The organism is Sulfoacidibacillus thermotolerans (genome assembly GCF_003144315.1).
Classification (GTDB): domain Bacteria; phylum Bacillota; class Bacilli; order Alicyclobacillales; family SLC66; genus Sulfoacidibacillus; species Sulfoacidibacillus thermotolerans.
In genome coordinates this window covers 79,522-106,435 of record NZ_MPDK01000004.1, presented here as the reverse complement: position 1 = coordinate 106,435, position 26,914 = coordinate 79,522, and the positions used below count along the sequence as shown (strand labels likewise).

Genomic DNA, 26,914 nt, shown 5'->3' with positions numbered 1-26,914 from the left:
CTTTAAACAAGGCTATACTCTAAAACGAGTGTATCTCCCCGATTCCAGACTCGTCCTCCAGCTACTCGTTCCCACTGTGAATCGTCAACATCGATTACATCAAGCGCTGCATCAACGAGATATCCAATTCCTTGAGCGATTAAAAGACGGGCTTCTTGATCAGGCTCTGCAGCCTCTACTCCTAATTTTTTGCGCAAATCTTGAACTGAAATCACAGTTCCACGTAAATTAGCCACACCTAACTCGAAATTCTCAGATCCTGGAACAGGGCGAATAGGAAGCAGCCGTTCAATTGATTCAATCTGTTCGACAGGCGTTGCATATTGAGTATCTGCTAAGCGATAAACAACAAATTTCATTGAACTCCCCCCCTTTTTAAGCAGTCTTATGTATTCCCCTATCCGATCACTTCATCAGATAGAAATAAATCTTTCAACTCTCCTGCCATTGTTTCAACTTTCAACGCTAAATCTCGAATTTCACTCGCACTTGCTGTTTGTTCCTCACCTACTTGATAAATCGATTCTGCCTTCTTTTGCAATAAGCGAACCGAATCGGTCAATGTTTGTATCGCGGTATGAATTTCACTGGCAAACGTCTTTGAATCATTCGATAACTTACGTACTTCATCAGCGACTACAGAAAACCCTCTCCCGTGTTCTCCAGCACGCGCTGCTTCGATCGCTGCGTTTAACCCGAGCAGATTCGTCTGTGCAGCGATATTTTGAATCGTCTTACTCGCCTCTTGCATATTCGAAAAACGATTTACAAAGTCACCCATTTCCTCATTGATCTGTTCCTGAATCGCATGTACGTGTTGAGCAGTATCCATAAACGTATCGCTAATGCTTTGAAGTGATTGAACAAGTTCGTGTACTTCAGATACAAAATGATTCTGCTTATCTAAACGATCTGTGGAAAGATAGAATCCTAATGCACCTACACATGTTCCATCCATAAAAAGTGGGATCGCCTTACCCATATAAGAGTGATTTAATGTCGTATGCTCGCGATCTACTACTGTTTCCTGTACCTTCCCTGTATGAGCAGCTTGAGCGATTAACCATTTAGGATTTAATGGATCACCAACTCGCACATTGAGGTCAAATGCCTCCGTCCATTTTGCCGCAACAATTTTTTCTAAATCACACGCAGCGAAATAAAAGTTACCAAACCTTCTTAAAGTTTCAAAATAAACATCTGCCGTTGCAACCACTGCTTCTACTATCTCCACGTGTTCTCGCTCCTTCAGACTCTCTTATCTATTACGTATCCGTTTTCTTGTACTCTAGGGAATTACACGATTAGAAAGCCCCAGGATCAAGTACGAGGGCCACTTGTCCATCCCCGAGGATCGTCGCCCCAGCGAAGTACGCCACATCTTTCACCGCTTTTGGCAACGGCTTTAACACCACCTCTTGCTGCGCGACAACATCATCGACCACCAGTCCCATGTGCTCACGCCCACGCATCACGTACAATACATGCCCGCGCTCCTTGGCAACTCCTAATCCAAAGGTCGTCCGCGCGCGCACAAGCGGCGTCACTTGCCCCCGCCACACAACCACTTCTTGCTCCCCAAGTCGCCTGCTCTCTGGCTCCTCTTGAATCTCCTCGATCGCTGCCAGCGGCACTGCAAACGGATGTTCGTCTATGCGCACCATAATGCTCTGTAGCAACGCCAGCGTCACTGGCAATGTGATCGTAAACTTCGTCCCTTGCCCCTCTTGGCTCTCTACCTCCACTCGCCCTGACAACGACTCAATCTTTGACTTGACCACATCCAACCCAACGCCGCGCCCCGATAAATCAGTTACTGTATCTGCTGTCGAAAACCCCGACGCAAACAGCAACCGATACACTTCTGCATCGGAGAGTCCTTCGCTCTCACTCGCACTCACAAGCCCGCGCTCCACCGCTTTCCGTAGCACGCGCGCCCGGTCGATCCCTCCTCCATCATCCTCGACTTCGATGACCACGCGATTCCCTACCGGATACGCACGCAGCGCGATTTGCCCCGTCTCCTCTTTCCCGCGCTGACGCCTGTCTTTGCCCGCTTCAATCCCGTGATCCAGCGAATTTCGCAACAAATGCATCAGCGGATCCGCCAACTCCTCCACAACCATCCGATCGAGTTCCGTCTCTTCTCCACTCATCGTAAATTCGATCGCTTTGCCCAAGCTGCGCGCAGTGTCTCGCACCATCCGCGGAAAGCGTTGAAACACACTCCCTACAGGAATCATCCGAATTGACATAATCAACTCTTGCAAGTCATTGGTCGCTCGACTCATATGCGCAACGGTCTCTACGAGTCGTGCATCCCCAAATTCCGCCGCCAAACTCTCAAATCGCGTCTTATCAATTGCGATCTCCGAGAACAAGTTCATCAGCAAATCCAGCTTGTCCACATCCACGCGCACTGTCGCACTCGCCTTTTTCGCCTTCGCTTCCCCTTTTTGCGAGCGCGCATTCCCCTGTACTAAGTTCGGCCCCGCCTGCGCTGATCCGTCAGTTTCTGTCCACTCCCGCAACTGCACGAGTTCGATGTCTGCTACTCCTTCGACCGCCCGCTTGATCGCCCCCACTTCCTCCGTACTCCACATGACAAACAGCACGTCGCGTGAAAATGCCTCATCTTCGATCTCCCGCATCCCAGGTCGCGTATATAACAACTGATCCTGTCCACCCACGGCCTCAAACACCATGTACATGCGCGCACTCTTTAGCACCGTGTCAACATGTAGCCGCACACCCACTTCATAGACGCGCTTCCCTTGTTTGAGCGCTGCTTGCACGACTTTCACTACATGATCATCTTCGGTAATCCGCGTGCTTGGCAGTAGATTTTGCGACGGCTCTGCCGCCCCTGCTTCACTCATCCGCCACTCGCGCACCGTCTCTATCTCAAGTTCTGAGATGTCTGTCACGCGTCCTAACAGCGCTTCGACATCCTCAAGCGTCGCTAGTACTAGCACGATCTCCCCCGTGTAGTCCCCCTGTTCGAGCACAGCTGCATCTGGAATGGTCATCAATAGCTCATTTTGGTCCACGCGCTGCAACAGTTGCGCAAACCGCGCCATCGGCATCACGCACTCTGGTGCAAACCCAATGCGCAGTTCATAGACGCGCCGCCCTTGTTCCATCGCCCGATGCGCGACACTGCGCACAATCTCGTTCGTCCCCGCCGCATCTGCCGGAGCAGACGCTGGCTGCTCCGCAAGCGCAACAGCCCCTGCCGCTTGTTCCACAAGCGCCGCTTGCACTTGCTCTTTTGCCTGTGTCCCTGCTGCTGCAAGCGCGATCTCTTCGCGCTCCTGCGCTGTTTCTTCTACGTCGGCCAACAAACTTTCTAACACATCAAGGCTGTGAAACAGCGTGTCAACAAGCTCAGAATCCACAACCCGCTTGCCTTGGCGCACTTCGTCCAGCAGGTTTTCCGCCTTGTGCGTCACCTCGCCCATGCGCGTAAAACCCATCGTCATGGCCATGCCTTTAATCGTATGTGCCGCGCGAAAAATTGTCGCGATCGTCTCTGCGTCCGCGTGTTTCTCAAGCGTCAGCATGCCATCTGACCACGCTTGCAGATGCTCCCGCGTTTCGTCGATAAACATCGTCAAATATTCATTCATTTTGCCAACACCTTTTGAATGGCTTCCAGTAATCGCGGTTCCTGAAACGGCTTAACCACAAAATCACTCGCCCCACTTTGAATGGCTTCAATAACCATTTGCTGCTGCCCCATGGCCGAACACATGATCACCTTAGCGTGGGCATCTTGACTTTTAATCTGCTTTACTGCCTCTATCCCATCCATCTCAGGCATCGTGATATCCATTGTCACTAAGTCTGGTTTGTGTTGATGGTAGAGCGCTACTGCCTCCTGCCCATTTTGTGCCTCGGCAATCACATGATGTCCAGCCCGTTCAACCATTGTTTTAACCATCATGCGCATGAACGCAGCATCGTCCACCACGAGAATATTTGCCATATGTAGAAACCCCTCTCCCGAATTCAAATCAAACGAAGTAACATGTAAAATGCTACTCTCTTTGTACACTATTTTAGCAACTTAAGGTAGATATAAACCAGACTAAATGATGTAGTGAAGCTCACTTTAGACTAGTTCAAACGAACTAGTACTACCGATCACGGGAGTTTTCTTGTAGACAAAAGCAACACCACACCTCAAGAACGTCACAAGCAACAGCTTGAAGTTCGTTAGGTGTGGTGTTTGTAACACGCTCTATTCTAAACGTCCAAGATAGACATTCAAAAGACGCTGTAACATATCTGGGGGCATTTTTCCTTTAAAGCGCAACATATATTCATCAAAGGATGATTTCATTAAACTCGAGACTTGTCCATAATAGGCAAAATCCCTTTGTCCACCGTATAGAGTGTTCGAGCGAATCAACATTGCTTTGCGATTCCCCATATTCATAATACAAAATACTTCCGGCTCATACGGAAGAACTTCTCCACGACCGGTGAGCGTCTGCTTTAAATGACTTGCTACAACATTTCCTTGCTCCACAGCTAAGTGTCCTAATTTTGGAACCGTGCGCGACGCCCCATCGCCGATCGCATAGATGTTCGCATAATCGAGATGTTGAAATTGTTCATTTGTAGGCGCAAATCCAGCTTCATCGCCCAATCCTGAATTCGCCACAGCATCTGGACCATAGTACGCCGGAATCATAATGGTCAGCGCAGATTCAAGTGTACTGCCGTCATCAAATTCAACATAATCTCGTTCGATTTTCCTAACGATTTTATCCGTAATTACTTCGACTTGATGCTTCTGCGCGAGATCGCCAAACGCCTCATGCACCTTATCTCCTACATCTTCAAAGAAAATCGGCGATGGACTAAAACACACCACGCGAGCGTCATCGCGTTTTCCCCTCTTGCGCAATGCCACATCAATCATAAAAGCCACTTCTCCAACTGGACCTTCACATGCTGCCTTGAGATAAGGAACTTCAGGAAGACGCGTAGCCTGTTTAACTTGCATCGAACCAATGACAATGTTGCCTTTATCGAATTGCTCAATCGCTTTCGCTAGACGCGGTGCTAAAACGTCCGTACACATCGAATGTCCATAGTCCGCGAATCCAGGAATCTCACCAAAATGCTTTTTAGCCCCAAGTGCGATGACTAAAAAGTCATACGAAACGGCCACACCTTCTTCTAAATAAACTTTTTGTGCAACAGGATCAATGCGATTGACGCGATTACGAATAAATGTGCCATAAGATTCTACAACTTGCCGCAAAGGAAAGGTAATCTCACGCACAGACTTTTCTCCCAGAGAGACTTCTGGCAAAGAAGGCTTGACTAAAAAAGTCTCTCGCTCATCGATCACTGTAATTTCCACTTGATATTCACGCGCCCACTTTGCCACGTGATGAAATACAGTTAATCCCCCGAATCCACCACCTAGAATAACTAATTTATGCAAAATAAAAGCCTCCTTTATATGGATCACAAAGCCAAATAATAGATTACAATATAAGTATAAAGCAAATAAATAGGAATACAATCCATGGAAGGAGCGTAATCGTTACAAAAATAAAACAAGCGCATTCTCGTTTTAAATTACGAACGAGAATGCGCTGAAAAGATAAGCTCGCGAAAAATCAACTAGCCAACCAAATGTTTGACTGCACAGCGATTCGGGCCAATCTCAAGCTCGGTTGCCTCTTCTTCAGAGGGAGCTTCTAACCCGCGGTTGATACTGACAATCGTCGTATAGTTCGGCGGGGTAAGACCCACTTTACTTGCGACAGCATCTGTAAATTCTTCTTCTGATACACCTTGCAACAAGTGATTTGTCGAGCGAATCGCCTCAAACTGAGCTCCCACATACCCACTTTCGGTGATTTCATCCGATCCAGAAAAGTGAGCTGGAAGAATGAGTACATCATCCTCAATCTTATTTAACTTTGTATTTACCGTCTCATAAAGCATCGCAGCCCATTCTTCAGCCTTTCCACCAAGGTCCGGACGACCAAGACCACTCACGAACACCGTGTCGCCAGAGAGCAAAAACTTGTCATTGACAAAAAACGAAGTACTTCCAGGTGTATGACCAGGAGTAGGAATGGCTAACACCTCAAGTTTTGAAGTGCCAAATGAGAAACGCAACCCGTCTTCTAGGGGATCGAATGAAATCTTGCCACCTTCCATTTCACTTGGCGCCACCCAATATTTTGCATCCACTTGTTTCGCAAGCGCCGGCCCACCAGAGATGTGATCGGCATGACAATGCGTATCGAGAATATGCTGAATTTGCACACCGTGATCTTTTGCAATCTGATCATACACTTCCACATGGCGTGCAGGGTCAACGACAAGTGCTTCATCACCAGAAATCAGTACATAAGACAAGCAGCCTTTCGCTGGACGAACAACTTGAATCAATTCAAGATCATCTGATTTAACGACTGTGACTGGATAGTAAAACTCACTCCATGCACTCATTCCATCATCAAGACTGACCGCTTGATACCCGTGGTCATTTAGAATTTGAGCCGCTTCCTGACTGGCATTGCCTTGTGCACATACGCATACGATTTCTTTATCGCGCGGTATTTCTGGATACGCTTCTGGTCCGTTTGCTTTTAGCTTGGAGGTTTGAATATTAAGTAGACGCGCATTTTTATGGTCGATATGCCATTCTAGATAAGCTGCTGAAGCACGCACGTCTAAAATGACCGTTTCTCCCTGGTTCATTTTATCGTGTAACTCTTTTGCTGTAATGGTTTGTACCAAGCAAACCCACTCCTTTACCACGATGTGTTGTCTTTTAAAGACAATCAAAGCATATACCCTATGGGGTATATGCGCATGATCCAAAAGGACTAATTCAGAAAGACTATTTTAGGCATTCTTTTTTTGCGTCGTTTGTTCTGACCCTTTGTCTAAATCTCCTGGATGAACCTGCTCTTCATGCAGTTCTTTAAATAACGATTCCAATCGTAAGAGTTCTGCTTGCACTAGTTTTAGATTGTTTGGATCTGAATTGCGGTCCAACTTGTTTGAAAATAGCAACAAACGCATAGCCAGCAAAGAATTGCGTACTTCATTCACGAGTGTCCACGGAACAATTTGAGCGCGTACAGTTACATCGCGCTCTTGCTGCTCGCGCGCACGCCTTGCAACCATTTTGTGCACATGTCCAAGCCACGCAATACTCGAACAGCCAAAAAACTGTACAAGCAAAGTCGGAACATGTAGAGGATGTCCATAGTGCAGTGCAATCTCGATGCCATTAATGAAAATACCCCCTGCAATCGCCGGAACAAAACCGAGCGCATAGCCAACAGCTCCCGCTAAGATGACTTCCGCACTTAGGAAGCCATTTTCAGTGACTACTGACCACAGCAACAAAGAAGCGCCGATCAGTGCTGCGAAGAGCGTGGCGCGATTGCGCATATAAAGAAGTACTCTTTCATCGAGTTCAGACAGCCACTGCACCATACGTGCGACAGAGTGCGTGCTCAAACGTCGCATCTTCATTCCCCTTTCCCCTGTCCCTTACGCGCAAAACTTACTTTACTATGAATGAACTGCTGCACCTGCGCTTGGCTGAATGCAATCCAATTGTTGCTCCACATACTGACGGTCATATAAGCTCCGATACCTTCCACCTATCTCCAGCAATTGCTGATGAGTGCCACGTTCAACCACTTTACCGTCATGCATGACAAAAATCTCGTCCATCATTTCGAGTCCTGTCAAGCGATGAGTGATTAACAATAAGCTGCGCCCCCGCGTCACCTCTTCGATCCCCTGCAACACCTGGCGAGCCGTGACCGAATCAAGTCCACGTGTGGGCTCATCTAAGAGATAGATGGGTGCATCTACTAACAAAGCTCGCGCAATTGCTAAGCGCTGCGCTTCACCACCAGACAAACGAGTTCCCCATTCTCCAGCGAGCGTTTGCTCTCCATCTACCATTTGCGCAAGCACAGTATCAAACTTCGAAATCTTCATCGCTTGCTGCCACCGTTCTTGGCTTATCTTACGACTGGCCACACGTAAATTGTCAGCAAGCGTCGCTTGGAAAATATGTGGCGCTTGCTCTACAACTGCAAAACACGCGCGCAACGAACTAGCATCTAACTCTCGCAACTCTTTTCCGTCAAACACAATCGATCCACGATCATATTCCCAAAACCGCAACAACAATTGTAAAATCGTACTTTTCCCTACCCCACTTTCCCCGACAATGGCCACATGCTTACCAAATGGCAAAGTAAGGTCAAGCCCTTTTAAGATATCTGGTTCATCCTGCCGATAACGAAAATACAGATCACGAATCACTAGATCATGTGCCTGGTCATTCCCAATGGGCTCTCCACTTTCAGCGATCAGAGAGTCAGGACCAACTAACTCTTTTACGCGCTTAAAAGCTTGTAGCGTCTGCCCTAGATACTGATAGGCTTGAGGCAGACTTGACGCAGCTTCAAAACTAGCTAGTGCTGTTAGCGCAATAACCGCTAAGTCATATCCTGGAATTTTTGATGTGGCGACGAGGGGAATCGCAATGACCAAACTGATCCACATCGCCCCGTGATTGATCAGCACGAGTACCCCCGTCGAAACGCCGTTTAACCTGCTCATGAAACGCTGCCGACGCGAAATTTTTCGCTGTAATGCCGTCAACCGCGCAACCAGCGCCTCATATTGCCCAAACGCCAATAACTCAGCCATTCCTTTCATCAAATCGAGAACGATTGCATAATACTCACTGCGCAAAGTAACTAATTCTTCACCACTTTTTTTCCCAAGCCAAAAAGTGAGTCCAGGTACAACTGCACCAGCGACAAGAAGGCTAATCACAAGCGAGACGCCAAGCAAAACGGAGAATTGTGCATCGATTAGGTAAGACAACCCGAGCGCGAGGATAAATACAATCACAGGAGAGACAATGCGCAAAAAGAAGTTCTGTAAAAAATCAACATCTGCGACGAGCGCTGACACCACATCCCCCGTCCGTCTCGCAAGCAAGTTTGCTGGCGCTAACGGTTCCAACCGCTCATAGGCATAAACACGTATCCGCGCAAGCATGCGAAATGTCAAGTCATGTGACGCCAATCGCTCAATATAGCGAAATACGGCGCGCGATATGCCAAAAAAACGCACGCCTACGATCGGAACCCAGAGTAACAGCACAGTTTCCGGCCGCAACGCGGCTCGCGCAATGAGGTACCCCGATGTCGCCATCAACCCAATATTCGCACCTACCGCAAAAAAACCCGAAACGATCGATAATGCGACTAACCACCCATAGGGGCGCAGAAATCTAAGCAGTGTACGCATTAGGCTCCCTCCCCCGCTGTTTTCGAATAAGCCAGCACCAGTTCGCGATATAACCCAGGTTCGCGTAACAACTCGCGATGTTTCCCAGCTTGTTGAATTGTCCCTTCATGCATCACTAAAATGTGATCCGCACGTTCAATCGTATGAATCCGATGTGCAATAACAATCACCGTTCGATTTTGGCGCAATTGGCGTAACGCACCTTGAATTACCCATTCCGTTTCTGCATCTAAAGCTGAAGTAGGCTCATCGAGCAGTAAAATTTCACTCTCTTTTAGAAATGCTCTGGCCAGCGCAATGCGTTGCAACTGCCCACCACTTAGACGCGCACCGCGCTCACCAACAAACGTTTGGTACCCGTCAGCAAAAGTGCGAATAAATTCATCTGCACCGGCTTTTTTCGCTGCAGCAATCATTTCAAGATCACTACACGCGGGATTTGCCATGCGCAAATTATCGGCGATCGTGCCATAAAACAGATGCGGCTGCTGCGGAAGCCAAGCAACCTGTTCACGCCACCAACCAAGTGGCACATCGCGCAAATCCACATCATCAATTGAAATGCGTCCCACAGTAGGCTGTATAAATCCAAGAAGCAAGTCAGCAATCGTCGATTTGCCCGCACCACTAGCACCTACGATCGCCAGCATCTGCATGGGTTCTGCCTGAAAGCTGATATCGCGCAGCGTAGGCTGAGGAGCATTCGCATATGTGTAGCCTACATGCTCAAAAGCAATGCGACCAAGTGTAATGGGTTTACGCAATGTAGCCGTAGAACTCCCCTTCACTGCAGGCTCTGTCTCTAAAATCTCTACAATTCGCTTTGCAGCAGTCACACCATCACGTCCCACATGATACTGTGTTCCGAGCAAGCGAATCGGCAGATAAAACTCTGGAGCTAATAACAAGACAAAAAATGCGTTTGAAAAGGGGAGATCCCCTGCGATCAAGCGTAATCCAATTGTCACCGCGACAATCGCCGTGCTAAGTGTCGTAAGCAGTTCAAGAACAAGCGCCGACAAAAAAGCAATACGCAAAGAAGCCATCGTCGCTTTGCGGTAGTCATCACTAATGCGCGCAATGACTTCAATTTGATCGCGACTGCGATTAAAAATCTTTAAAGTCGTAAGTCCTTGCACCACGTCGACAAAATGGGCAGACAATAAACTTAATGCTTTCCATTGACGATCGCTGATCACTTGAGCACCTTTTCCAATTAAAATCATAAAAAATGGAATCAGTGGTGCTGTGACAGCTAGAATTACCCCAGAAAGAGGATCATTCCAAAAGACGAAAGCAAGAATTGTTAGAGGAACAAATGCAGAAAGTGCTACTTGAGGCAAGTAACGCGCGAGGTAGGGTTCGAGTGCCTCCACACCATCTACAATCGTAAGTGCAATCTCCCCGCTTTGTTCCCCTTTTGCATAGGTTGGACCCAGTTTAGCTAAGTGACTCAACAAACGTTCTCGTACATCCATCTTCACTTTCGCCGCAACTTGTCCAGCGGCCGCTTCACTGCCAAATGCAGCAAGTGCACGTAATCCAATGATCCCAAGCAGTGTCAGTAGCGCTGGATAGACAAGAACCAGCGAAGCGTGACGCAAAAATACTTGCGTCACGATCCTCGCTAGAAATTGCGCTTGTGCCACTGCCAAAAATCCACCGGTAAGTCCTAACCCCACTGTGAGAATAAGCAACACACGCGCGCTTCGAATGTGAGAAAAAAGTTTACGGTCCATCATCTTAGTAGTCCAAATGGTCGGCTGGAGTTACGCGTTTCTTAAACGTCCAGTACGTCCAGATTTGATAAGCAAGCACAAACGGAACGAGCGTCACCGCGACGATTGACATCACGACGAGACTGTAATGATTTGAAGCCGCGTTGTATATTGTTAAACTCCAGTTTGGATTTAAACTACTGACCATCACGCGTGGGAAGAGACCTAAAAACACAGTGACTGTAGATAAGGCAATCGTCACACCGGTCATGGCAAACGCCCAGCCAAAGCGCTTTGCACCAATAAAATACCGCACAGAGAGCAACGCTAGGCCAGCTAATAGAGGCACTGGGCCTGGATCAATTCCCATCTTGCGAAACATATCCGTTGTAAAATAGCTCAGAATTACGACAAGCACAAGCAATGTTGTGGCAGGCCCACCAACACGCAATGCAGCTTTTGCTGCACGTTCTTGCACGACCCCTTCTGTTTTTAACGATAAGAAGAGCGCGCCATGCAGTGTAAACATAAGGACCATCGCTGCACCGACAAGTAATGAATAGGGGGTTAACAGATCAAAAAACGAACCGACATAATTCATGTTTGCATCAATAGGAACGCCTTTCATCATGTCTGCCAGCGCTACCCCCCATAAAAATGCAGGTCCAGCACTGCCAAGTACGATCAGCCAATCCCAGATTGCACGCCAAGTAGGATTTTGCTCTTTGCTGCGATATTCAAATGCAACACCACGCGCGATCAACGCTAACAACATCAGAAACAGAGCAAGATAAAAGCCGCTAAAAAGCGTCGCATACCAGTTGGGAAACGCTGCGAACAAAGCGCCCCCAGCAGTGATCAGCCAAACTTCATTGCCATCCCAAAATGGTCCAATACTATTAATCATCACCCGGCGATCTGTGTCTGTTTTCCCGATAAAAGGAATCAACATTCCGACGCCAAAGTCAAATCCTTCAAGAAAGAAGTACCCGACGAACAAAATAGCGATGATGACAAACCATAAAACATCGAGATTCATATCTGTCCCTCCTTCACATCTACATTAAAACAGCGATGGAACCGACTCGTTGACTGACTCGTCACTATGCACATGCTCATCAGGACCAAGACGCACGTTTTTAACTAGCAAATACACCTCGACAACCCCAAAAACTCCATAAATAAGTGCGAATCCGATCATCGTCGTCAACACTTCCCCTGCCGACACAGTAGGAGAAACTGCTTGGGCCGTCTTTTGCAAACCAAAAACGATCCATGGTTGACGCCCAATTTCTGTCATTAACCACCCAGTCGTATTCGCAATGAAGGGAAGTGGAATAGCCCAAACCAGCCACTTCAAAAATTTGGGATGATGAAGCAACTCTTTTTTACGCAACATTAAATAAGCCCCAAATAAAGCGAGCAACATCATGATTGTCCCAGCAAGTACCATGATTCGGAAACTCCAAAACGTAACAGGTACTGGGGGGATATAGTTGCCCGGGCCATATTTTTGCACATATTGCGCCTGGATCTGATTCATCCCTTCAACTTTACCAGACAAGCTGTCGTACGCTAAGATGCTTAAAACATAAGGAACTTGGATTTTAAATGTGTCTTTGTGTTCTGCTGTGTTAATACCTGCCACAATAGTCCATGGTGCATGTTCTGGACTCGTATTCCACAGAGCTTCAGAAGCTGCCATTTTCATTGGTTGCGCCGTCACTAAGTGCTGTGCTTGCGCATGACCAATGGCCACAACGAGCACACTACTAATTGTTGCGACTATGATACCCACTTGAAATGATTTCTTAAACAAGTCCACGTAATTTTTCTTTAGTAAATGATAAGCGCTTACTCCAAGGACAAAAAATGAACCAGTTACAAATGCCCCCATCAACGTGTGCGGAAATTCCAGCCACAACTGTGTATTACCTAACAACGCCAAGAAGTTCGACATCTCTGCATGGCCATTGCGAATCGTATAGCCAACGGGTTCTTGCATGAATGAGTTCGCTGTCAAAATCCAAAATGCCGAGATTGCAGTCCCAATCGACACCAGCCAGATGGACATAAGATGTACGCGCTTTGACACGCGATCCCACCCAAACATCCAGACACCAAGGAAAGTAGATTCCATAAAAAAGGCAAGCAATGCTTCAATCGCAAGCGGTGCGCCAAACACATCCCCGACAAAACGAGAATAATTTGACCAGTTCATGCCAAACTGGAATTCTTGCATAATTCCTGTGACTACACCAATTGCAAAGTTGATAAGAAAAAGCTTTCCCCAAAACTTAAGCATCTTGCGATATGTCTCATCCCCCGTTCGCACGTAGATGGTCTCCATAACGGCCAATAAAAAAGCCAAACCAATCGTGAGTGGAACGAACAGGAAATGAAATACGGTAGTTTCGCCAAATTGCAGACGAGCAAAGATCAACTGCTCCATACCGTATACCTCCTATTTAAAGATTCCCCTAAGGGTCATCTTCATTACACTGCTTTTGGAAACTTTGTTGGAGATTAAAATGAACCCTCTTATCTAGTCCATTAAGACTAAACAAAGAGGGTTCATGAACAATTTCTCACAGTTGGATTTGTACGCTGCCTTTACATAACGTTTGCGTCGATTACTTTCCCGTTTACCCCTCACCTAAGTAGTGCGGATAAATGGCGCACGTGCATTAAAGGTACAAATCAGATTGCCACATTTTATGCATGGGTTCAATCGTAATTTGATCGTTTGGGTTTAAGCGGTTCGTCAATCTTCGCACATCGTTTTCCGTCAGTTTTTTATCGCCAAATTGACTGCAGTGAGCGGAAGCCGCGTGTAATTTCTGTTCCCATACGTCTGAAATATCCACGTAGTAATTTGGCTCATCACAGTTAAACAAATACAATTCCCTACTTTTGTGACACGCCACACCTGGATCTTTCATCTGTTCATGATAATACCAGCAATTTGCTCCTAAATGTGCTGCCTCAATCATCGCAAACCCGATCGTACGATGATCCGAATGCAATTCATAGCGCTTCCATGGATCAAACGTCAGGACAACATCAGGTCGATGTGTACGCACGATGCGAAATAAAACTTCCTTTAAATCTGCTGCATACTGTAATTCTCCGTCGTGATAGTGCAAGCGAATCACGGAAGAAACACCTAGCCTTGCGGCTGCTGTCTCTAACTCTGTCCGCCGCAAGGCTGCAATTCCTTCTGGTGTAGCAGTCGGGTCATGACTCCCTTTTTCTCCTTCAGTACCGACAACAAGCAAGACTTCGTTCCCGTTATTCACCATTTTCGCAATCGTGCCGGAACAAAAAATCTCATCATCAGGATGTGCTGTACAAACCATCACTCGCTTGCCCTGAAACATGTGTCACGCTCCTTAGCCAGCAGTCACTAATGAGGGATTACCATTTTGCTGCTCGCGCAATTTTTGGACGATATACCCTCCACTCAAATTATACACACGGGAAAACCCTTGTCCTTTTAACATTTGATACGCGAAATAACTGCGTTGCCCACCTTGACAATAAAGAAGAATAGGCTTTTTTGAATCAAGTTCACTCAGACGTTGACGCAATTCATCGAGTGGAATATTGATCGCCCCTGCAATCATACCGGCAGCTACCTCATCAGGCCTGCGAACATCAACAATTTGCCACTTCGCTAGATCTTTAGGCAGCTCATTTAAAGCCTCTACCGTCCCATCATACAGGTGCTCTGCTGCCATTCCAGCCATGATCACAGGATCTTTAGCTGCCGAAAATGGCGGAGCGTACGCAAGATCGAGATCGGCTAGATCCTCGACGGTCATGCGGCCAAAAATGGCTGTGGCGATAACATCTACTCGCTTATCTACCCCTTCACGACCTACAACTTGGCCTCCTATAATTCGGCCCGTACTCTCTTCAACCACTAGTTTAATCGTCAGATTATGCGCGCCTGGATAATAGGAGGCATGGTGCCCAGCCGTAACATAGGAAACAAAATACGGAATCCCCGTTGCTTTTGTCGCCTTTTCGCTCATTCCAGTCATTCCGATTGTAACAGAACCAAATTTGACGATCGACGTGCCAAGTGAACCTCTAAATTTCACACGACTCCCACATACATTCATCCCAATGATGCGCGCTTGCTTATTCGCTGAACCGGCCAAAGCAATCCAACGCATCTTCCCATCAACCAGATATTTCACTTCTGCCATGTCGCCACCAGAATAAATATCTGGGTCACTCGTCTGCAGATAATCATTGACTTTTACCGCACCTGCGACCCCAAGTTCTAATCCAGCCTCTTTTGCAATTTGCACATCCGGCCGAACGCCCAATCCAAGAATAAAAAGATCGGCTGCCACCTCTTTGCCGCTTTCGAGTACGACCGTTTGCGCGCGATCTTCTCCGTGAAACGCAGCTACCCCATCACCCAAAATAGTTGCAACACCCATCCGTTCGAGTTCGTCATAGACACGTGTCGTCATTTCCTCATCAAAAGGCGGCAATATTTGCGTCGATTTTTCAATCAAAGTCACAGATAAACCGAGATCACGCAGATTTTCTACAATTTCAATCCCGATAAAGCCAGCACCGATCACAGCTACCCGCTTCGCATCGTAGAGATCAATCCATTGCTTGATTGCATCTACATCTGGAACATTTCGCACCGTAAAGACACCTGGCAATTGTAACCCAGGGATTGGCGGAAGCAATGGTTTTGCTCCGAGCGCGAGCACTAATTTATCATAAGGTTCTTCATACATGTTCCCTGTTGGCAAGTCCCGTACCTGCACAACCTTTCTCGTACGATCAATCCCGATCACCTCCTGGCGTGTGCGCACGTCAATATTAAAACGCGCCCGGAGTGATGCGGGTGTATGCAGTAAGAGGTCGTTGCGATCTGCAATGACGCCACCAAGATAATAGGGTAACCCACAATTCGCAAAAGAAACATGTGGTCCTTTTTCAATAAGCACAATATTTGCTGATTCATCCATTCTTCGCACTTTTGCTGCGGCGCCAGCACCAAGCGCAACACCGCCGACAATCACTACCCTTAAACTGCGAGATCCTTCCATCGTAAGATCGCCTCCTGCTGTTCAGCATAAACATTAGGGAAAACTGTCACGAGCCCCAAAGTGACTATCCGCCAATAGCACAAATAGACTAAGTTAAGATATCCAAATGGATCGTACAACAGGTGCCAGCCCATAGACGAAATGCCCTATGTCTGTTATTCTGAAAGAAAGCAAGGTGTATACTGAGGAAACCCTGAATAAAAAGGGGGGAGCACAGGCGAGTGAAAGAATTCTACGAATCCGAACGTAATTTTTTCCAACAGATGTTCGAGCGTGCCATCGATGCGTACATCGTGCTAAATAAAGATTTAAAAATTACTTATATGAACCATACTGCGCGCGAGTGGTTTGGCGAGATTGATGCGTGGAGAGAGGCGTTTTGTGGAGACGTCGTACACTGTCAGACTGAATCCGGTGTTTCCATGAGTTCTACGCATTGTCTAGGTTGTGTAGTGCGCGATTTGCACACTTCACTTGGCGATCGGCAGATGATGGTAACTAAAAAAAATGGCGACACCATATCCGTAAGTATTTCTTATAGTTATATCCCTGTGAGTGACGATGACATGCGCATTTTAATGTCATTACGGGATATTTCTGTTCAAAAACGCTGGGAAAATGAGCGACTTGTGAATGAAACACTGCGTTTTACATTAGAGGAACGTGAGCGCATCGCACGTGATTTGCACGATACAGTCGCGCAAAACCTCGCCTATGCAACGATGCAACTAAAACTTTTGCGTAAAGCCCAAAAAGACGTACCAGAAGCAAAAGATTTAAATGATCAATTGCAAGCAATCACCGAAGTACTTGATGACAGTATTAAAGAACTGCGCAACTCACTTTACGACCTAAACTTTGAATTGGATACAGATCTTATCGATTTTATTCGCGATGTGGCTGCCAAATTGAATGCACGTACAGGAATTACTGTTGAAACGTACGTTTCAGAAGATCATACACCCTGGCCAAAACGCATTGAAGTTCAACTGGCACGTATCGTGCAGGAAATTCTCACGAATATTCGCAAACACGCACAAGCTACTCGCGTTGTGATACACATCGAACGAGTAAAAGAGCACTTATCCATTCGCATTCGCGACAATGGCCGCGGATTTATTGTCGAGGAAGCTGAAAACCGAAAAGGGCATTATGGACTTCGCTCCATCAAGGAACGTTGTCGGCTAATCGGTGGGCAAGCAGCTGTTGAATCAGAACCAGGCAAAGGAGCTGTGTGGCGCATCGTCATTTCCGCCGATCCATCACAAGTTCCACTTGTTCTGCCACAGATAAATCGGGAACCATTGCGAACTTCGATGTAATGTAATTTGTAGCTAAATGAAAGAGCCCTCTGTCGCGCGCTTTACCTGCAAAGATGGGCTCCCTTATTTGCATGCCTGTGCGTTTCCCTTACCCAAGCACTCTCACGGTTGCTTGGTCAATCCCTCACGCACAGCAAAAGTAGCTGCTTCTACGCGGTTTGAAATATGCAATTTATCGAGAATATTGCGCACGTGATTGCGCACAGTATTTTCGCTAATAAATAAACGCTTTGCAATATCCCGATTGGAAGCCCCGGTACCCAATTCTCGTAATACTTCGATTTCCCGCGCTGTCAAAGGTTCGACAGCATCTCCTACAGTACTTGGACGATTGGGCTTAGAAAAATCCGATAAGATCCGCAGCGCTAAATTTCCCGGGACAACAGCTTCGCCCTGTGCAACACTATGAACCGCATGGATAAGTTCATCCGGATCTGCCGTCTTGATCATATAGCCTTGAGCACCCTGTTTAATCGCTTCAAAGAGTGAGCTTTCTTCTTCGTTCACTGTAAGAATTAAAATTTTTACTTCTAAATTCAATTCGTGAATACGTCGCGTTGCTTCTAGCCCATTCATCAGTGGCATCGACAAGTCCATAATCAACACATCTGGATGGGTAGACTGAACAAGCGACACGGCTTCGCGACCATTTTCCGCTTCCCCAACCACCTCAAAATCTGAAGATGATTGCAGGATGCCTATCACACCTTTGCGAAATAGATGGTGATCATCTACCACAGCTACTCGGATCGCCATATCGCCTTTCTCCTCCTGCACATCAAGACTTGTCACTTTCGCGAAGATTCTACCTCGATGAAGTCATTGTGTCACAAGCGCCAGCGCTTAAAAAGAGTAAATTGAACCACGTGCGGTAGTCCTTTTGGACTATTGCTGACATGCCGTTTTCGCATCAAATAAACAGTCGCAAGCATTACACTTTCGTCCGCTCGAAACGCTTCATTCCGAAAATCCCTAAAAGTGCGAGCAGCAGGGCACTCCATTGCACTGGCGAGAACAAAAGCACGAGTGTAGTAGACGACGTAAAATACGTCACACTCAAACTTCCGACTCCAACCAATGTTAGCAGGTAAACCCCCCGCACGCCTCGTTCTTCAACCCGACTGCTCAAAGCAAGAATCAGACATATGGCCAAAATTCCAGCTTCATAAAAGTTTACAGGTTGATAGCGCGCACCAGCAGCCCAAATCCCCCATGGCCAAGTTGTTTGTTTCCCAAGTTCGAGGTGCAACAAAAAATACGGAATAAGACCTGCTGTCATACTAACAACCAATATGTCTACCCACGGCCAAAGTGCAGGATGGGCTCTCCACAATCGCACAAACAAGTATAAACCGGCGATCCCCGTAGCAATTAACCCAGACCCCGCAGCTGGAGCTGAAAAAAGCACCTGTACAGGTTTTTCTAAAATATCCTGAAAGACAAAGGCCATGCCGGAAACTTTCCACACGATCACCCAAATCATAGCACTGGTGAGCAGTGTATCAACAAAAACGTCTCCGTAAGCGGACCCTTCTCGTTTTGCGTAAAGCTTTGCGGCAACCGCAGCAAAAACGACGAAAAGTACACCCCCTAGAAAAGAATAATAAATTGTAAAGGGTCCGATATGCAATCCGCCAAGCAATTGGTTCATGCTTGTCTATCCCCATTTCCTGAAACTTAGCGACGATATGATATGCGGTATTGAGTATACAAAGCAGGAATGACCGCTTTATGTTTGAACCTCAGGTCGAGACAATTGTGCAAGATCAGTTTGTAATGTTTGTTGATTCATCGCTCCTTCGACACGTTGCACAATTTTCCCTTGTGCATTAATAAAAAAACTTGTCGGAATAGAGATCACGTCGTACTGACGTGCTACCTTTCCCATGCCATCAAGGAGTACAGGATATGTCATTCCAACTTTCTTCATAAAAGCTGACACATCTGCTGGTGAATCCGTTTCCGTCATATCTATGCCAAGAAAAATAATCTTTCCTTGGTAGCGATCATACATCTTCACGAGATCTGGCGCCTCTGCTTGACAAGGTGGACACCACGACGCAAAAAAATTTAGCATGACAGGTCTCCCACGAAATTGCGCCAATTTAATCTCCCTACCACTGATCGATTGTAACGTAAAGCTTGGTGCTTGATATCCGGATTCGGGTAATTGCGCCAATGTTTGTGGTTGCTGGTTTGCAATCAAGGCACCAATTCCTGCGATCGCAAGAATCCCCGACAGAATCTGTCGTCTTCGTTGCAAATTCAAATGGATCCCCCCTACACAGTATACCGCAGATCAATACAGATCTTTGCATTCAATTTCTACTTGAGGTAAGCTTAAGAAAATCTATGGAATTCATCTCATTATCGGGGGTGTACACGTGAGTAAAAATTATGTTTGTGAAGGGAAAGGTTCCCTCATCCGTCTGCTCGCAGGATCTATTTTTTGGATCAGCATTCTGCTGTCCTTATTTGTGAATAAGTGGCTGGTACTGATTGGTGGTCTTCCTGCTACCATGCTCATTATCTCGTATACCACAGGATTTTGCCCTACCGAATTGGTTTTAAAAAAACTCGGAGTAGAAGAGCGTATACGCGTCTCCAAAGCAGAGATGACACGAGTAACTTATAAAAAATAATTTGCCTACCCATCGCTAAGCGATATCCCCCTTCACCCAAAGCGCGTGTTCAGTGTAGGAAAGTTTCTGTATGGGAAAGATACAGTTGAACTTTTTAAGTCCTTCCTGCGTCTTTCCTCATAGAAACTGTACACAGAGCCTGTCCAACTGGTAGTCAGCACCCCTTTACTCCTACCGAAGGATGGCTTTTGTATGAATGGAGGATATCTACATGTCAGTTTGGCTGACGCTGGTCGACGTTTTTTGTATCGTCATCCAGATTGCCGCAATCGGAATTGGCATTTACCAGCTCGTCATTTCTTTGTTTTCCTTAAAATTGCGCAAACAAAAATCATATCGCACGCCAGAAAAAAGCTTTGCGATTGTCATTCCTGCGCATAATGAGGCCAAGGTTCTCTCTCCGCTCATTGCAAATCTCAAAGATTTAGATTACCCGCGGAATCTTTATGATATTTTTGTCATCGCAGATCATTGTGATGATCATACGGCAGATGTCGCACAACAAGCTGGCGCAATCGTCTATGAACGGCAAACTGCCCAGCAACGAGGAAAAGGCTATGCGATCGCATGGGTCCTTGAGCAACTCAAGCACCATACAAGAACGTATGACGCCATCGTCTTTTTCGATGCAGACAACCTCGTAAGCCGTAACTTTCTGACGGTCATGAATGACAAACTATTACAAGGAAAACAAGTGATTCAAGGATATTTAGATAGTAAGAATCCTTTTGACTCATGGGTTTCTGTCTCTATGGCGCTATCTTACTGGTATACGAATCGAATGTGGCAACTTGCCCGCAAAAATTTAGGATTACCTTGCGCTTTAGGCGGAACAGGTCTATGTATTGATCAAAATTTGCTGCAACGACTGGGTTGGGATGCAACAACGTTGGCAGAAGATACTGAATTCGGGGCGAAATGTGTAACCATGGGGATTATCCCTGAGTGGGCTCATGAAGCTCGTGTATATGATGAAAAACCATTAACCCTTGTGGCATCTATGCGTCAACGATTGCGTTGGATGCGTGGACATTTTCGCTGCAGTGAACGCTATACGCTTCCACTCTTCATTCAGGGAGTGCGCGAACGCAATTTAGCAAAATTAGACGCAGCCCTCTATTTATTTCAACCTACGAGTTTTTTGATCATCTTCGTGGCTGCGCTCATGCTGCTCTTTCAGGCACACAACGGCATAAATGGCTGGGTTGGTACTGTATTCTCCTTAATCCCCCCATGGATCATTTGGAGTTTAAATATTTTAGTCATCCTACAAATGATTGTCGCACTTGCTTTAGACGGCGTCAGCGCAAATGCACTACTCGCCATTCCATTATTCCCGATTTTTACACTCACGTGGATTCCCGTGATTGTCACTGCACTTTTTACACGCAAAAATAGTACTTGGAACCATACGATTCACACACGCGCAATCCAACACCATGAATTAAAAAGCGCTGAGGCAAAACGTATTTAATCGATTATTTAAGCAAAAACGCAGATCAAACCCCTCACGTTTACCTGGGAGCTTGATCTGCTTTTTACTACCAGAATAAGAAAGCAAGCCAAAAAATCGCTGCAAACGCCAGCCACCACCATAAAAATCCAGCCGCCCACCACCAATTATATCCATACCCGGGTGCTGCGGGTCCATATCCAGGAGCAACTGCCCCATAACGTGGATACCCTGCTCCCCATTGCGCTAAGGCAACATCCAATTTCTCATCATCTGTTTTGGGTAATGAGGCTAGACGTGGCGCGTATTGCGCAGGAACTCGAACCAATACCGCATCATGGCGCACTTGATGAATGACCCCTTGGTGTACCCCATAATGCGTGCGAAATTTTACCCAAGCCCCTTGACAATCAAGACACTGTTGCCGAATTCGCATCCCATTCATCGCTAGAACTCCCCCCTCTTAATACACTGGAACGGTCGTGCATTGTGTTACATAGGAGGGCACGAGCAAAAAGAATAAGACAAAAATAATGAGAAACACAACAGCCCAGCGCGTATAAGCACCAAAAATGCCCATGATATTTCCTCCTTCCGTGACCCTTTAGATCGGCTGTACACTGTAAGTAATGTAACAACCGCCCTCCGCGCGCGGGCGCATGTCAGGGAAGAGAAGAAATATGCACGGGCCTATCAATATTTTACCATTTTTGTCGTGTGTATGTTTCAAACACACGATACGACATTGTATAAAACGCGATGGGAAAATGGTACATCATAGAGTTCCGACCAGTGACCCTCCACTATCTTTTGCAATGCATGAATAAAGCCTTCCGCATTACCTTCAAGATAGGGATTCGGTAAAAGATACGCTCGATTCGCGTGGAGATATGCAAGTTCACAATCACCAGAAAACACAGCTCCCTGATTTGCTGACCATATGATTACAAACTCACCCGAAATCCCCAAATCGCGTTGCGCCCACTCCGTCATCGCCGCACATACTCGATTGCTCTCGTCAGAATCATACCCATTTTCCCACATCGTCGTAGAGAACACATGTGCTTGCAAAAATTTCGCAAAGGACAACGGAATTGAAATGGTCATCCAATCGCCTACTCCTTTTCCCTATGCGAGCACTTTGCGTACTTCTTGTGTCAACGCAGGAACGATTTCAAACAAATCGCCCACAATTCCATAATCCGCCACTTTGAAAATTGGCGCTTCTGGATCTTTATTGATCGCAACAATCACTTTGGAGTTAGACATCCCAGCCAAGTGTTGAATCGCCCCAGAAATCCCACACGCGATATAAAGATCAGGCGTAACCACTTTTCCAGTTTGGCCAATTTGCATGGAGTAATCACAATATCCGGCATCACAAGCACCGCGTGATGCACCAACAGCTGCACCAAGCACTTCAGCCAATTCTGTAAGTGGTTTGAAACCTTCCGCGCTCTTTACACCGCGGCCGCCAGAGACAATAATCTTCGCTTCAGACAAGTCAACGCCGGTAGACGCTTTTTTGACGACTTCGCGCACTCTCGTGCGAACCTTTTCGGGCACTTCATACGTAATAGAAGTCACTGTTGCTGTTGCATCCACATGTTCTGGCATCGGTAAGTTATTTGGCCGCACGGTCGCAAATACAAGATCGCCTGCTGCTTTTACTTTCATAAATGCTTTCCCCGCATAGATCGGGCGTGTAAAGAGAACATCGTCTCCTGCGAGTTCTACATGAATAATATCAGATATTTGACCTGCTTTATGTTTGGCAGCTAATAGCGGCGCTACGTCGCGACCCATCGCGGAATGTGCAAAGAGTACAACATTTGCTGCAAACGCTTGCATCACTTGTGAAACTGCCGCCACATAAGCATCTGGAATATACTGTGCAAGTTCTGGATGATCTACGACATAGACTTGCTGAGCCCCATACTCGCCAAGAGTCTGAGCGAGTGCTGAAATTTCGTGACCGATTACAGCTGCAGCCACGGTTCCCCCATCCGCGATTGCATGAGCGGCGCCAAGTGTCTCGAATGTAACGTTGCGCAATTGATTACCACGCAAATCAGCAATGACTAAAACATTCCTTTTCAATTCAATCACTCCTTAGGACATAAATACCTATAAACACTTCCTCTTGAAATTACAGTACTTTACTCGTTTGCCGCAATTCTCGCACTAATTCTTGTACTCGCATCGCAGTATCCCCTTCGAGTATACGTCCAGCTCCTTTAGCAGCAGGTAAAAACACTTCTACCGGAGTTACTTTTCGCCCAACTGCATCAGCAGATAAACCAAGGTCTGCTAACGTCAATTTTGTCAAAGGCTTTTTACTCGCTTTGCGGATCCCGATCAACGAGGGATAGCGCGGTTCATTTAACCCTTGTTGTGCAGTGACCAAGACGGGCAAAGATGCTTCAGCAATCTCTGTATCCCCCTCTGCATCGCGCTCTGCAACCACTTGTGTGCCATGAATTTCAAGTTTTGTAATCGTCGAAATATGTGCAATGTCGAGCAGCTGTGCCAATCTCACAGCCACTTGACCTGAACCATCATCAACAGCCTGATTCCCCGCTAAAATTAAGTCGTAAGACTTTTGTCGAATCGCAGCCGCTAAGACCTCAGCGATTGTGTATTCATCGCCATACGCCGCTTCATCTTCAATGTGAATCGCCTCATCTGCTCCCATTGCCAGCGCCGTGCGAATCGCCTCTTCTACACGCGCAGGGCCTACTGTGACGACCGTCACTTCACCACCCTGTTCTTCTTTGATCTTTAGTGCCTCTTCAACTGCGTACTCATCATATGGATTTAAAATAAACTGAACGCCGTCTTCTTTAACCGCGCCATTTTCTAATGAAATTTTCGCCTCTGTATCAAACGTCTGCTTAATGCATACGATGATGTTCATAGGGACACTCCTCTACTCTTAGTTTCTCTTTTGCCTTCAACGTTTCTTAAATCTCCGACAGCTTATCCCCTTTTCCGATTCCACGCAAAAGCATATCATATACGGGGTCTGTCTGTGCAGCGAGATCGTACTTTGCTCCAGTAAAAATCCACGCATTCACAGTCTCGTCAATCGTACCAAAGATCATCCGGCGAGCAATGCGAACATCAAACGGCTGTCGAAAAACGCCTGTCTCTTGTCCGAGCACTAAAATTCGTTCGAGCATGCGATGATAGGGTCGCATCATATCTGCTACCTGCTCTCGAATCGCAGGGTCTGACTGACGCACGTGAACCTGTAGTACTAAAGCAAGATCAGGATTCCTCCCAAGGGTCGTAAAATGCCCCTCAATGAGTTTGTGTAATGCAAGCAATGGTTCCGGATGATCACCTTCTAGCCAAGTAGACAGCATGATAATCTGGGAGATCGTCTCTCGTAAGACTGAGACGAGAATGTCTTCTTTATTTTTAAAGTACAGATATACCGTCCCGTCAGCCACACCCGCCTCGCGTGCAATACGTGCGACCTGCGCCCCATGATAACCTGACACTGCCATCACTTTAATTGCAGCCTCTAATATCGCATGATACTTGGCTGCATCTTTGCGTTGTGCGATGGCACTCATCTCCTGTCCACATCGAATGGCTGTTCATTCATTCGTATACAGAGTAGCGTACTCTTACTACATCGTCAAGTCTCCCCATTGCTTCACACAAGTAAAATGACAGCAAAGCGCCCCATTCTCCACGACTCGAAAAAAGGGCGCACAAGACGTAAACTTATAGGTTTTGTATGACGTTTACAATCACGATAACCACCATAAATAAGACGTATAGCCTTAATCCCCAGATAGTTACTCTTACGAGTGGACTAAGCGGTCGCAGACCCAACTGCTCAACTTTTTGCAGTGCTTCTTTGTGTTCGCGCAATGTCTCCTCGATGACTTCTGGTTTCTCATGCAATTCCTTAAGTCGTATCGGACCTTGTTGCAACGGATACAGAAGTTCACTTGTTGGCGTCGCCATACGTTACACCTCACCCTACGAAATCAAATTTTTTCTATCCACTTAAAAATGCAGCGTTGGAAAAATAACGGTCAACGCATACAGAATTCCCGCAAGTGACACAAACGCCCCAACCCCAATGCCAAGCGTGTTTAGCAGCCAACCACTGCGATGCTCCCCCATAATTTCTTTATCATTTACAAGTAACAACAAAAATCCAATTGCAGGTGGCATTGTCAAAACAGCAAGCACATTGACGATTAAAACGACAAATTCAAGTGGAAATCCGGGTATGAGGACGACGCTACCGCTCAGCCCTGCAACGAGCAAGAGAACGAGATAAAATCCCTTTGCCTCGCGAAACGTCCGATTTAAGCTGTGCGCTTTTTGTGTCACTTCACCAAACGCATAGGCAGATGAAGTCGAGATCGCAACAATTGCAACGAGTCCAGCCTCAAGGATGCCAAGCGCAAACAGAGTTCCTCCTACATGCCCCACATAAGGTACGAGTGCTTGCGCAAACTGTGCTGCTCCATATTGGCTCGCATTCATATGATGCGTGTATAGAGGCGCCGTGGCCAGGATACAAGCCGTTGCTGCAACTGTTGCAAGCAAGGCGCCAATTGCTGTATCGATGCGTCCCATGCGAATATCACGCGTTGATAATCCTTTATCGCTCACTGCACCTTGCTGGAAAAAGAGCATCCATGGTGTGATCGTCGCTCCAATATCCGAGAGCAAAATGATAATCGTTTGTTCATTTAATCCCCCATTGGGAAGAGGAGACCAAGTGAGAAAAGCATGCCCTACAGCCGACCAATTTGGATGAGACAGAAGTGCCACCGGAACAAAGACGAGGTTTCCAAGTGCGAGTAACAACGTGACGCGTTCCCACGACCAGTAGCGTCGGGCACTAAGCGCCAACGTCACGACAAGAAACGCTGCACTCACTGCAATATATTTTGAAATGCCAAAATAAGAGGCTCCTGCAACAATTGCAACAAATTCTGTGATCAGTGTCAGTACATTTGTAAACAAAAGGTCAATCATAGCAAAATTGCCCCAAAAACGTCCAAATCGACGATAGATCAACTCTGCGTGACCAGCTTTAGAAACAGCACCAAGTCTAACTGTGATCTCTTGAGCCACAAACGCTAGGGCAAAAGTGAGTACCACAAAAGGGAGAAAAAACCCAATCCCATATTGGGATCCTGTCGCAGAGTAAGAAAGCATCGAAGGACCATCATTCTCACCGAGCATCACTAGAATCCCAGGACCTACAAGCAACCATAATAAGCGCAACCATGAGCGACCCATCCTCGCTCTGGCAACCCGAATCCGATCGAGAGCGCGCGCCGCCTCTTCGCGACCTGGAGCTTGAATCGACATCATGTACGCCTCCTTCTAAATA

27 protein-coding genes are annotated in these 26,914 nt (G+C 46.7%); 3 read left to right on the top strand and 24 right to left on the bottom strand.

The window, feature by feature from the left end:
* Positions 1-2: 2 nt before the first annotated feature.
* From BM613_RS03975 to BM613_RS14970, 14 genes are all read right to left on the bottom strand, one after another.
* Entirely contained in the window at positions 3-359 is a 357-nt protein-coding gene (locus BM613_RS03975) for a chemotaxis protein CheW (protein WP_109429879.1), read from the bottom strand.
* Between the two features lie 38 nt (positions 360-397).
* Positions 398-1,234, bottom strand: coding sequence for a methyl-accepting chemotaxis protein (locus BM613_RS15755; RefSeq protein WP_425450682.1), 837 nt, complete (start codon positions 1,232-1,234; stop codon positions 398-400).
* Positions 1,235-1,304: 70 nt separating this feature from the next.
* The gene (locus BM613_RS03965; RefSeq protein WP_109429878.1) at positions 1,305-3,629 is read right to left on the bottom strand and encodes a chemotaxis protein CheW; all 2,325 of its coding nucleotides are present in this window, start codon (positions 3,627-3,629) and stop codon (positions 1,305-1,307) included.
* Entirely contained in the window at positions 3,626-3,988 is a 363-nt protein-coding gene (locus tag BM613_RS03960; RefSeq protein WP_109429877.1) for a response regulator, read from the bottom strand. The genes BM613_RS03965 and BM613_RS03960 overlap by 4 nt, the downstream gene beginning before the upstream one ends.
* A 255-nt stretch (positions 3,989-4,243) precedes the next feature.
* Positions 4,244-5,461 (bottom strand): NAD(P)/FAD-dependent oxidoreductase, encoded by a 1,218-nt coding sequence (locus BM613_RS03955; RefSeq protein ID WP_109429876.1) that lies wholly within the window; start codon positions 5,459-5,461, stop codon positions 4,244-4,246.
* Positions 5,462-5,643: 182 nt separating this feature from the next.
* Positions 5,644-6,774: an MBL fold metallo-hydrolase gene (locus BM613_RS03950; RefSeq protein ID WP_245926229.1), complete on the bottom strand. Its 1,131-nt coding sequence runs from the start codon at positions 6,772-6,774 to the stop codon at positions 5,644-5,646.
* Positions 6,775-6,882: 108 nt separating this feature from the next.
* A complete protein-coding gene (locus BM613_RS03945; RefSeq protein WP_109429875.1) occupies positions 6,883-7,521 on the bottom strand; it encodes a hypothetical protein in 639 nt (212 codons plus the stop codon).
* Between the two features lie 39 nt (positions 7,522-7,560).
* On the bottom strand, positions 7,561-9,327 hold the full coding sequence (gene cydC / locus BM613_RS03940) for a thiol reductant ABC exporter subunit CydC (RefSeq protein ID WP_109429874.1): 1,767 nt from the start codon (positions 9,325-9,327) through the stop codon (positions 7,561-7,563).
* Positions 9,327-11,066 carry a thiol reductant ABC exporter subunit CydD gene (gene cydD, locus BM613_RS03935; protein ID WP_219930626.1) on the bottom strand — a complete coding sequence of 580 codons (1,740 nt, stop codon included), beginning with the start codon at positions 11,064-11,066 and terminating at the stop codon, positions 9,327-9,329. The genes cydC and cydD overlap by 1 nt, the downstream gene beginning before the upstream one ends.
* Before the next feature lie 4 nt (positions 11,067-11,070).
* Positions 11,071-12,084, bottom strand: a complete 1,014-nt coding sequence (cydB, locus tag BM613_RS03930) for a cytochrome d ubiquinol oxidase subunit II (RefSeq protein ID WP_109429872.1) — start codon at positions 12,082-12,084, stop codon at positions 11,071-11,073.
* 24 nt (positions 12,085-12,108) lie between these two features.
* Positions 12,109-13,497 (bottom strand): cytochrome ubiquinol oxidase subunit I, encoded by a 1,389-nt coding sequence (locus BM613_RS03925; RefSeq protein WP_109429871.1) that lies wholly within the window; start codon positions 13,495-13,497, stop codon positions 12,109-12,111.
* 235 nt (positions 13,498-13,732) lie between these two features.
* A complete protein-coding gene (locus BM613_RS03920) occupies positions 13,733-14,425 on the bottom strand; it encodes a PIG-L deacetylase family protein (protein ID WP_109429870.1) in 693 nt (230 codons plus the stop codon).
* 12 nt (positions 14,426-14,437) lie between these two features.
* Complete coding sequence (locus BM613_RS03915) at positions 14,438-16,126, bottom strand: FAD-dependent oxidoreductase (protein WP_109429869.1); 1,689 nt, start codon at positions 16,124-16,126, stop codon at positions 14,438-14,440.
* Complete coding sequence (locus BM613_RS14970) at positions 16,105-16,260, bottom strand: hypothetical protein (RefSeq protein ID WP_181362875.1); 156 nt, start codon at positions 16,258-16,260, stop codon at positions 16,105-16,107. The genes BM613_RS03915 and BM613_RS14970 overlap by 22 nt, the downstream gene beginning before the upstream one ends.
* An 87-nt stretch (positions 16,261-16,347) precedes the next feature.
* Between BM613_RS14970 and BM613_RS03910 the strand changes: the two genes are divergently transcribed.
* The gene (locus BM613_RS03910) at positions 16,348-17,448 is read left to right on the top strand and encodes a histidine kinase (protein ID WP_109429868.1); all 1,101 of its coding nucleotides are present in this window, start codon (positions 16,348-16,350) and stop codon (positions 17,446-17,448) included.
* A 102-nt stretch (positions 17,449-17,550) separates the two neighbouring features.
* Here the strand turns inward: BM613_RS03910 and BM613_RS03905 are convergent, their stop codons facing one another.
* The 3 genes from BM613_RS03905 to BM613_RS03895 all read right to left on the bottom strand — a co-directional run bounded on the left by BM613_RS03905 (position 17,551) and on the right by BM613_RS03895 (position 19,717).
* Positions 17,551-18,204 (bottom strand): response regulator, encoded by a 654-nt coding sequence (locus BM613_RS03905; RefSeq protein ID WP_109429867.1) that lies wholly within the window; start codon positions 18,202-18,204, stop codon positions 17,551-17,553.
* A gap of 175 nt (positions 18,205-18,379) precedes the next feature.
* The gene (locus BM613_RS03900) at positions 18,380-19,099 is read right to left on the bottom strand and encodes a hypothetical protein (RefSeq protein ID WP_109429866.1); all 720 of its coding nucleotides are present in this window, start codon (positions 19,097-19,099) and stop codon (positions 18,380-18,382) included.
* Between the two features lie 78 nt (positions 19,100-19,177).
* Positions 19,178-19,717, bottom strand: coding sequence for a TlpA family protein disulfide reductase (locus BM613_RS03895; protein ID WP_181362874.1), 540 nt, complete (start codon positions 19,715-19,717; stop codon positions 19,178-19,180).
* A gap of 115 nt (positions 19,718-19,832) precedes the next feature.
* Between BM613_RS03895 and BM613_RS03890 the strand changes: the two genes are divergently transcribed.
* Both BM613_RS03890 and BM613_RS03885 read left to right on the top strand, forming a co-directional pair.
* A complete protein-coding gene (locus tag BM613_RS03890) occupies positions 19,833-20,090 on the top strand; it encodes a DUF2892 domain-containing protein (RefSeq protein WP_109429864.1) in 258 nt (85 codons plus the stop codon).
* 211 nt (positions 20,091-20,301) lie between these two features.
* Entirely contained in the window at positions 20,302-21,564 is a 1,263-nt protein-coding gene (locus BM613_RS03885) for a glycosyltransferase family 2 protein (protein WP_109429863.1), read from the top strand.
* Between the two features lie 67 nt (positions 21,565-21,631).
* Here BM613_RS03885 and BM613_RS03880 read toward each other — a convergent pair whose 3' ends face one another.
* The 7 genes from BM613_RS03880 to BM613_RS03850 form a co-directional block, all read right to left on the bottom strand.
* Positions 21,632-21,988, bottom strand: a complete 357-nt coding sequence (locus BM613_RS03880) for a hypothetical protein (RefSeq protein ID WP_109429862.1) — start codon at positions 21,986-21,988, stop codon at positions 21,632-21,634.
* 281 nt (positions 21,989-22,269) lie between these two features.
* Positions 22,270-22,650 carry a hypothetical protein gene (locus tag BM613_RS03875; RefSeq protein ID WP_109429861.1) on the bottom strand — a complete coding sequence of 127 codons (381 nt, stop codon included), beginning with the start codon at positions 22,648-22,650 and terminating at the stop codon, positions 22,270-22,272.
* 21 nt (positions 22,651-22,671) lie between these two features.
* Positions 22,672-23,643 carry an electron transfer flavoprotein subunit alpha/FixB family protein gene (locus tag BM613_RS03870; protein ID WP_109429860.1) on the bottom strand — a complete coding sequence of 324 codons (972 nt, stop codon included), beginning with the start codon at positions 23,641-23,643 and terminating at the stop codon, positions 22,672-22,674.
* 49 nt (positions 23,644-23,692) lie between these two features.
* The gene (locus tag BM613_RS03865; protein ID WP_109429859.1) at positions 23,693-24,460 is read right to left on the bottom strand and encodes an electron transfer flavoprotein subunit beta/FixA family protein; all 768 of its coding nucleotides are present in this window, start codon (positions 24,458-24,460) and stop codon (positions 23,693-23,695) included.
* Between the two features lie 46 nt (positions 24,461-24,506).
* Positions 24,507-25,124, bottom strand: a complete 618-nt coding sequence (locus tag BM613_RS03860; protein WP_109429858.1) for a fatty acid metabolism transcriptional regulator FadR — start codon at positions 25,122-25,124, stop codon at positions 24,507-24,509.
* A gap of 154 nt (positions 25,125-25,278) precedes the next feature.
* Positions 25,279-25,524, bottom strand: coding sequence for a hypothetical protein (locus BM613_RS03855; protein ID WP_219930625.1), 246 nt, complete (start codon positions 25,522-25,524; stop codon positions 25,279-25,281).
* Between the two features lie 42 nt (positions 25,525-25,566).
* Positions 25,567-26,892, bottom strand: a complete 1,326-nt coding sequence (locus BM613_RS03850; protein WP_219930624.1) for an NRAMP family divalent metal transporter — start codon at positions 26,890-26,892, stop codon at positions 25,567-25,569.
* Positions 26,893-26,914: the final 22 nt, after the last annotated feature.

Excerpts from the sequence above, each read along its gene's own strand:
- BM613_RS03855 (WP_219930625.1), bottom strand. The coding sequence starts at position 25,524 with ATGGCGACGCCAACAAGTGAACTTCTGTATCCGTTGCAACAAGGTCCG.
- cydD (WP_219930626.1), bottom strand. The coding sequence starts at position 11,066 with ATGGACCGTAAACTTTTTTCTCACATTCGAAGCGCGCGTGTGTTGCTT.
- BM613_RS03880 (WP_109429862.1), bottom strand. The coding sequence starts at position 21,988 with ATGAATGGGATGCGAATTCGGCAACAGTGTCTTGATTGTCAAGGGGCT.
- BM613_RS03900 (WP_109429866.1), bottom strand. The coding sequence starts at position 19,099 with ATGAACCAATTGCTTGGCGGATTGCATATCGGACCCTTTACAATTTAT.
- BM613_RS03920 (WP_109429870.1), bottom strand. The coding sequence starts at position 14,425 with ATGTTTCAGGGCAAGCGAGTGATGGTTTGTACAGCACATCCTGATGAT.
- BM613_RS03945 (WP_109429875.1), bottom strand. The coding sequence starts at position 7,521 with ATGAAGATGCGACGTTTGAGCACGCACTCTGTCGCACGTATGGTGCAG.
- cydB (WP_109429872.1), bottom strand. The coding sequence starts at position 12,084 with ATGAATCTCGATGTTTTATGGTTTGTCATCATCGCTATTTTGTTCGTC.
- cydC (WP_109429874.1), bottom strand. The coding sequence starts at position 9,327 with ATGCGTACACTGCTTAGATTTCTGCGCCCCTATGGGTGGTTAGTCGCA.
- BM613_RS03860 (WP_109429858.1), bottom strand. The coding sequence starts at position 25,124 with ATGAGTGCCATCGCACAACGCAAAGATGCAGCCAAGTATCATGCGATA.
- BM613_RS03925 (WP_109429871.1), bottom strand. The coding sequence starts at position 13,497 with ATGGAGCAGTTGATCTTTGCTCGTCTGCAATTTGGCGAAACTACCGTA.
- BM613_RS03965 (WP_109429878.1), bottom strand. The coding sequence starts at position 3,629 with ATGAATGAATATTTGACGATGTTTATCGACGAAACGCGGGAGCATCTG.
- BM613_RS03960 (WP_109429877.1), bottom strand. The coding sequence starts at position 3,988 with ATGGCAAATATTCTCGTGGTGGACGATGCTGCGTTCATGCGCATGATG.
- BM613_RS03850 (WP_219930624.1), bottom strand. The coding sequence starts at position 26,892 with ATGTCGATTCAAGCTCCAGGTCGCGAAGAGGCGGCGCGCGCTCTCGAT.
- BM613_RS03865 (WP_109429859.1), bottom strand. The coding sequence starts at position 24,460 with ATGAACATCATCGTATGCATTAAGCAGACGTTTGATACAGAGGCGAAA.
- BM613_RS03875 (WP_109429861.1), bottom strand. The coding sequence starts at position 22,650 with ATGACCATTTCAATTCCGTTGTCCTTTGCGAAATTTTTGCAAGCACAT.
- BM613_RS03885 (WP_109429863.1), top strand. The coding sequence starts at position 20,302 with ATGTCAGTTTGGCTGACGCTGGTCGACGTTTTTTGTATCGTCATCCAG.
- BM613_RS03905 (WP_109429867.1), bottom strand. The coding sequence starts at position 18,204 with ATGGCGATCCGAGTAGCTGTGGTAGATGATCACCATCTATTTCGCAAA.
- BM613_RS14970 (WP_181362875.1), bottom strand. The coding sequence starts at position 16,260 with ATGGGCTGGCACCTGTTGTACGATCCATTTGGATATCTTAACTTAGTC.
- BM613_RS03915 (WP_109429869.1), bottom strand. The coding sequence starts at position 16,126 with ATGGAAGGATCTCGCAGTTTAAGGGTAGTGATTGTCGGCGGTGTTGCG.
- BM613_RS03975 (WP_109429879.1), bottom strand. The coding sequence starts at position 359 with ATGAAATTTGTTGTTTATCGCTTAGCAGATACTCAATATGCAACGCCT.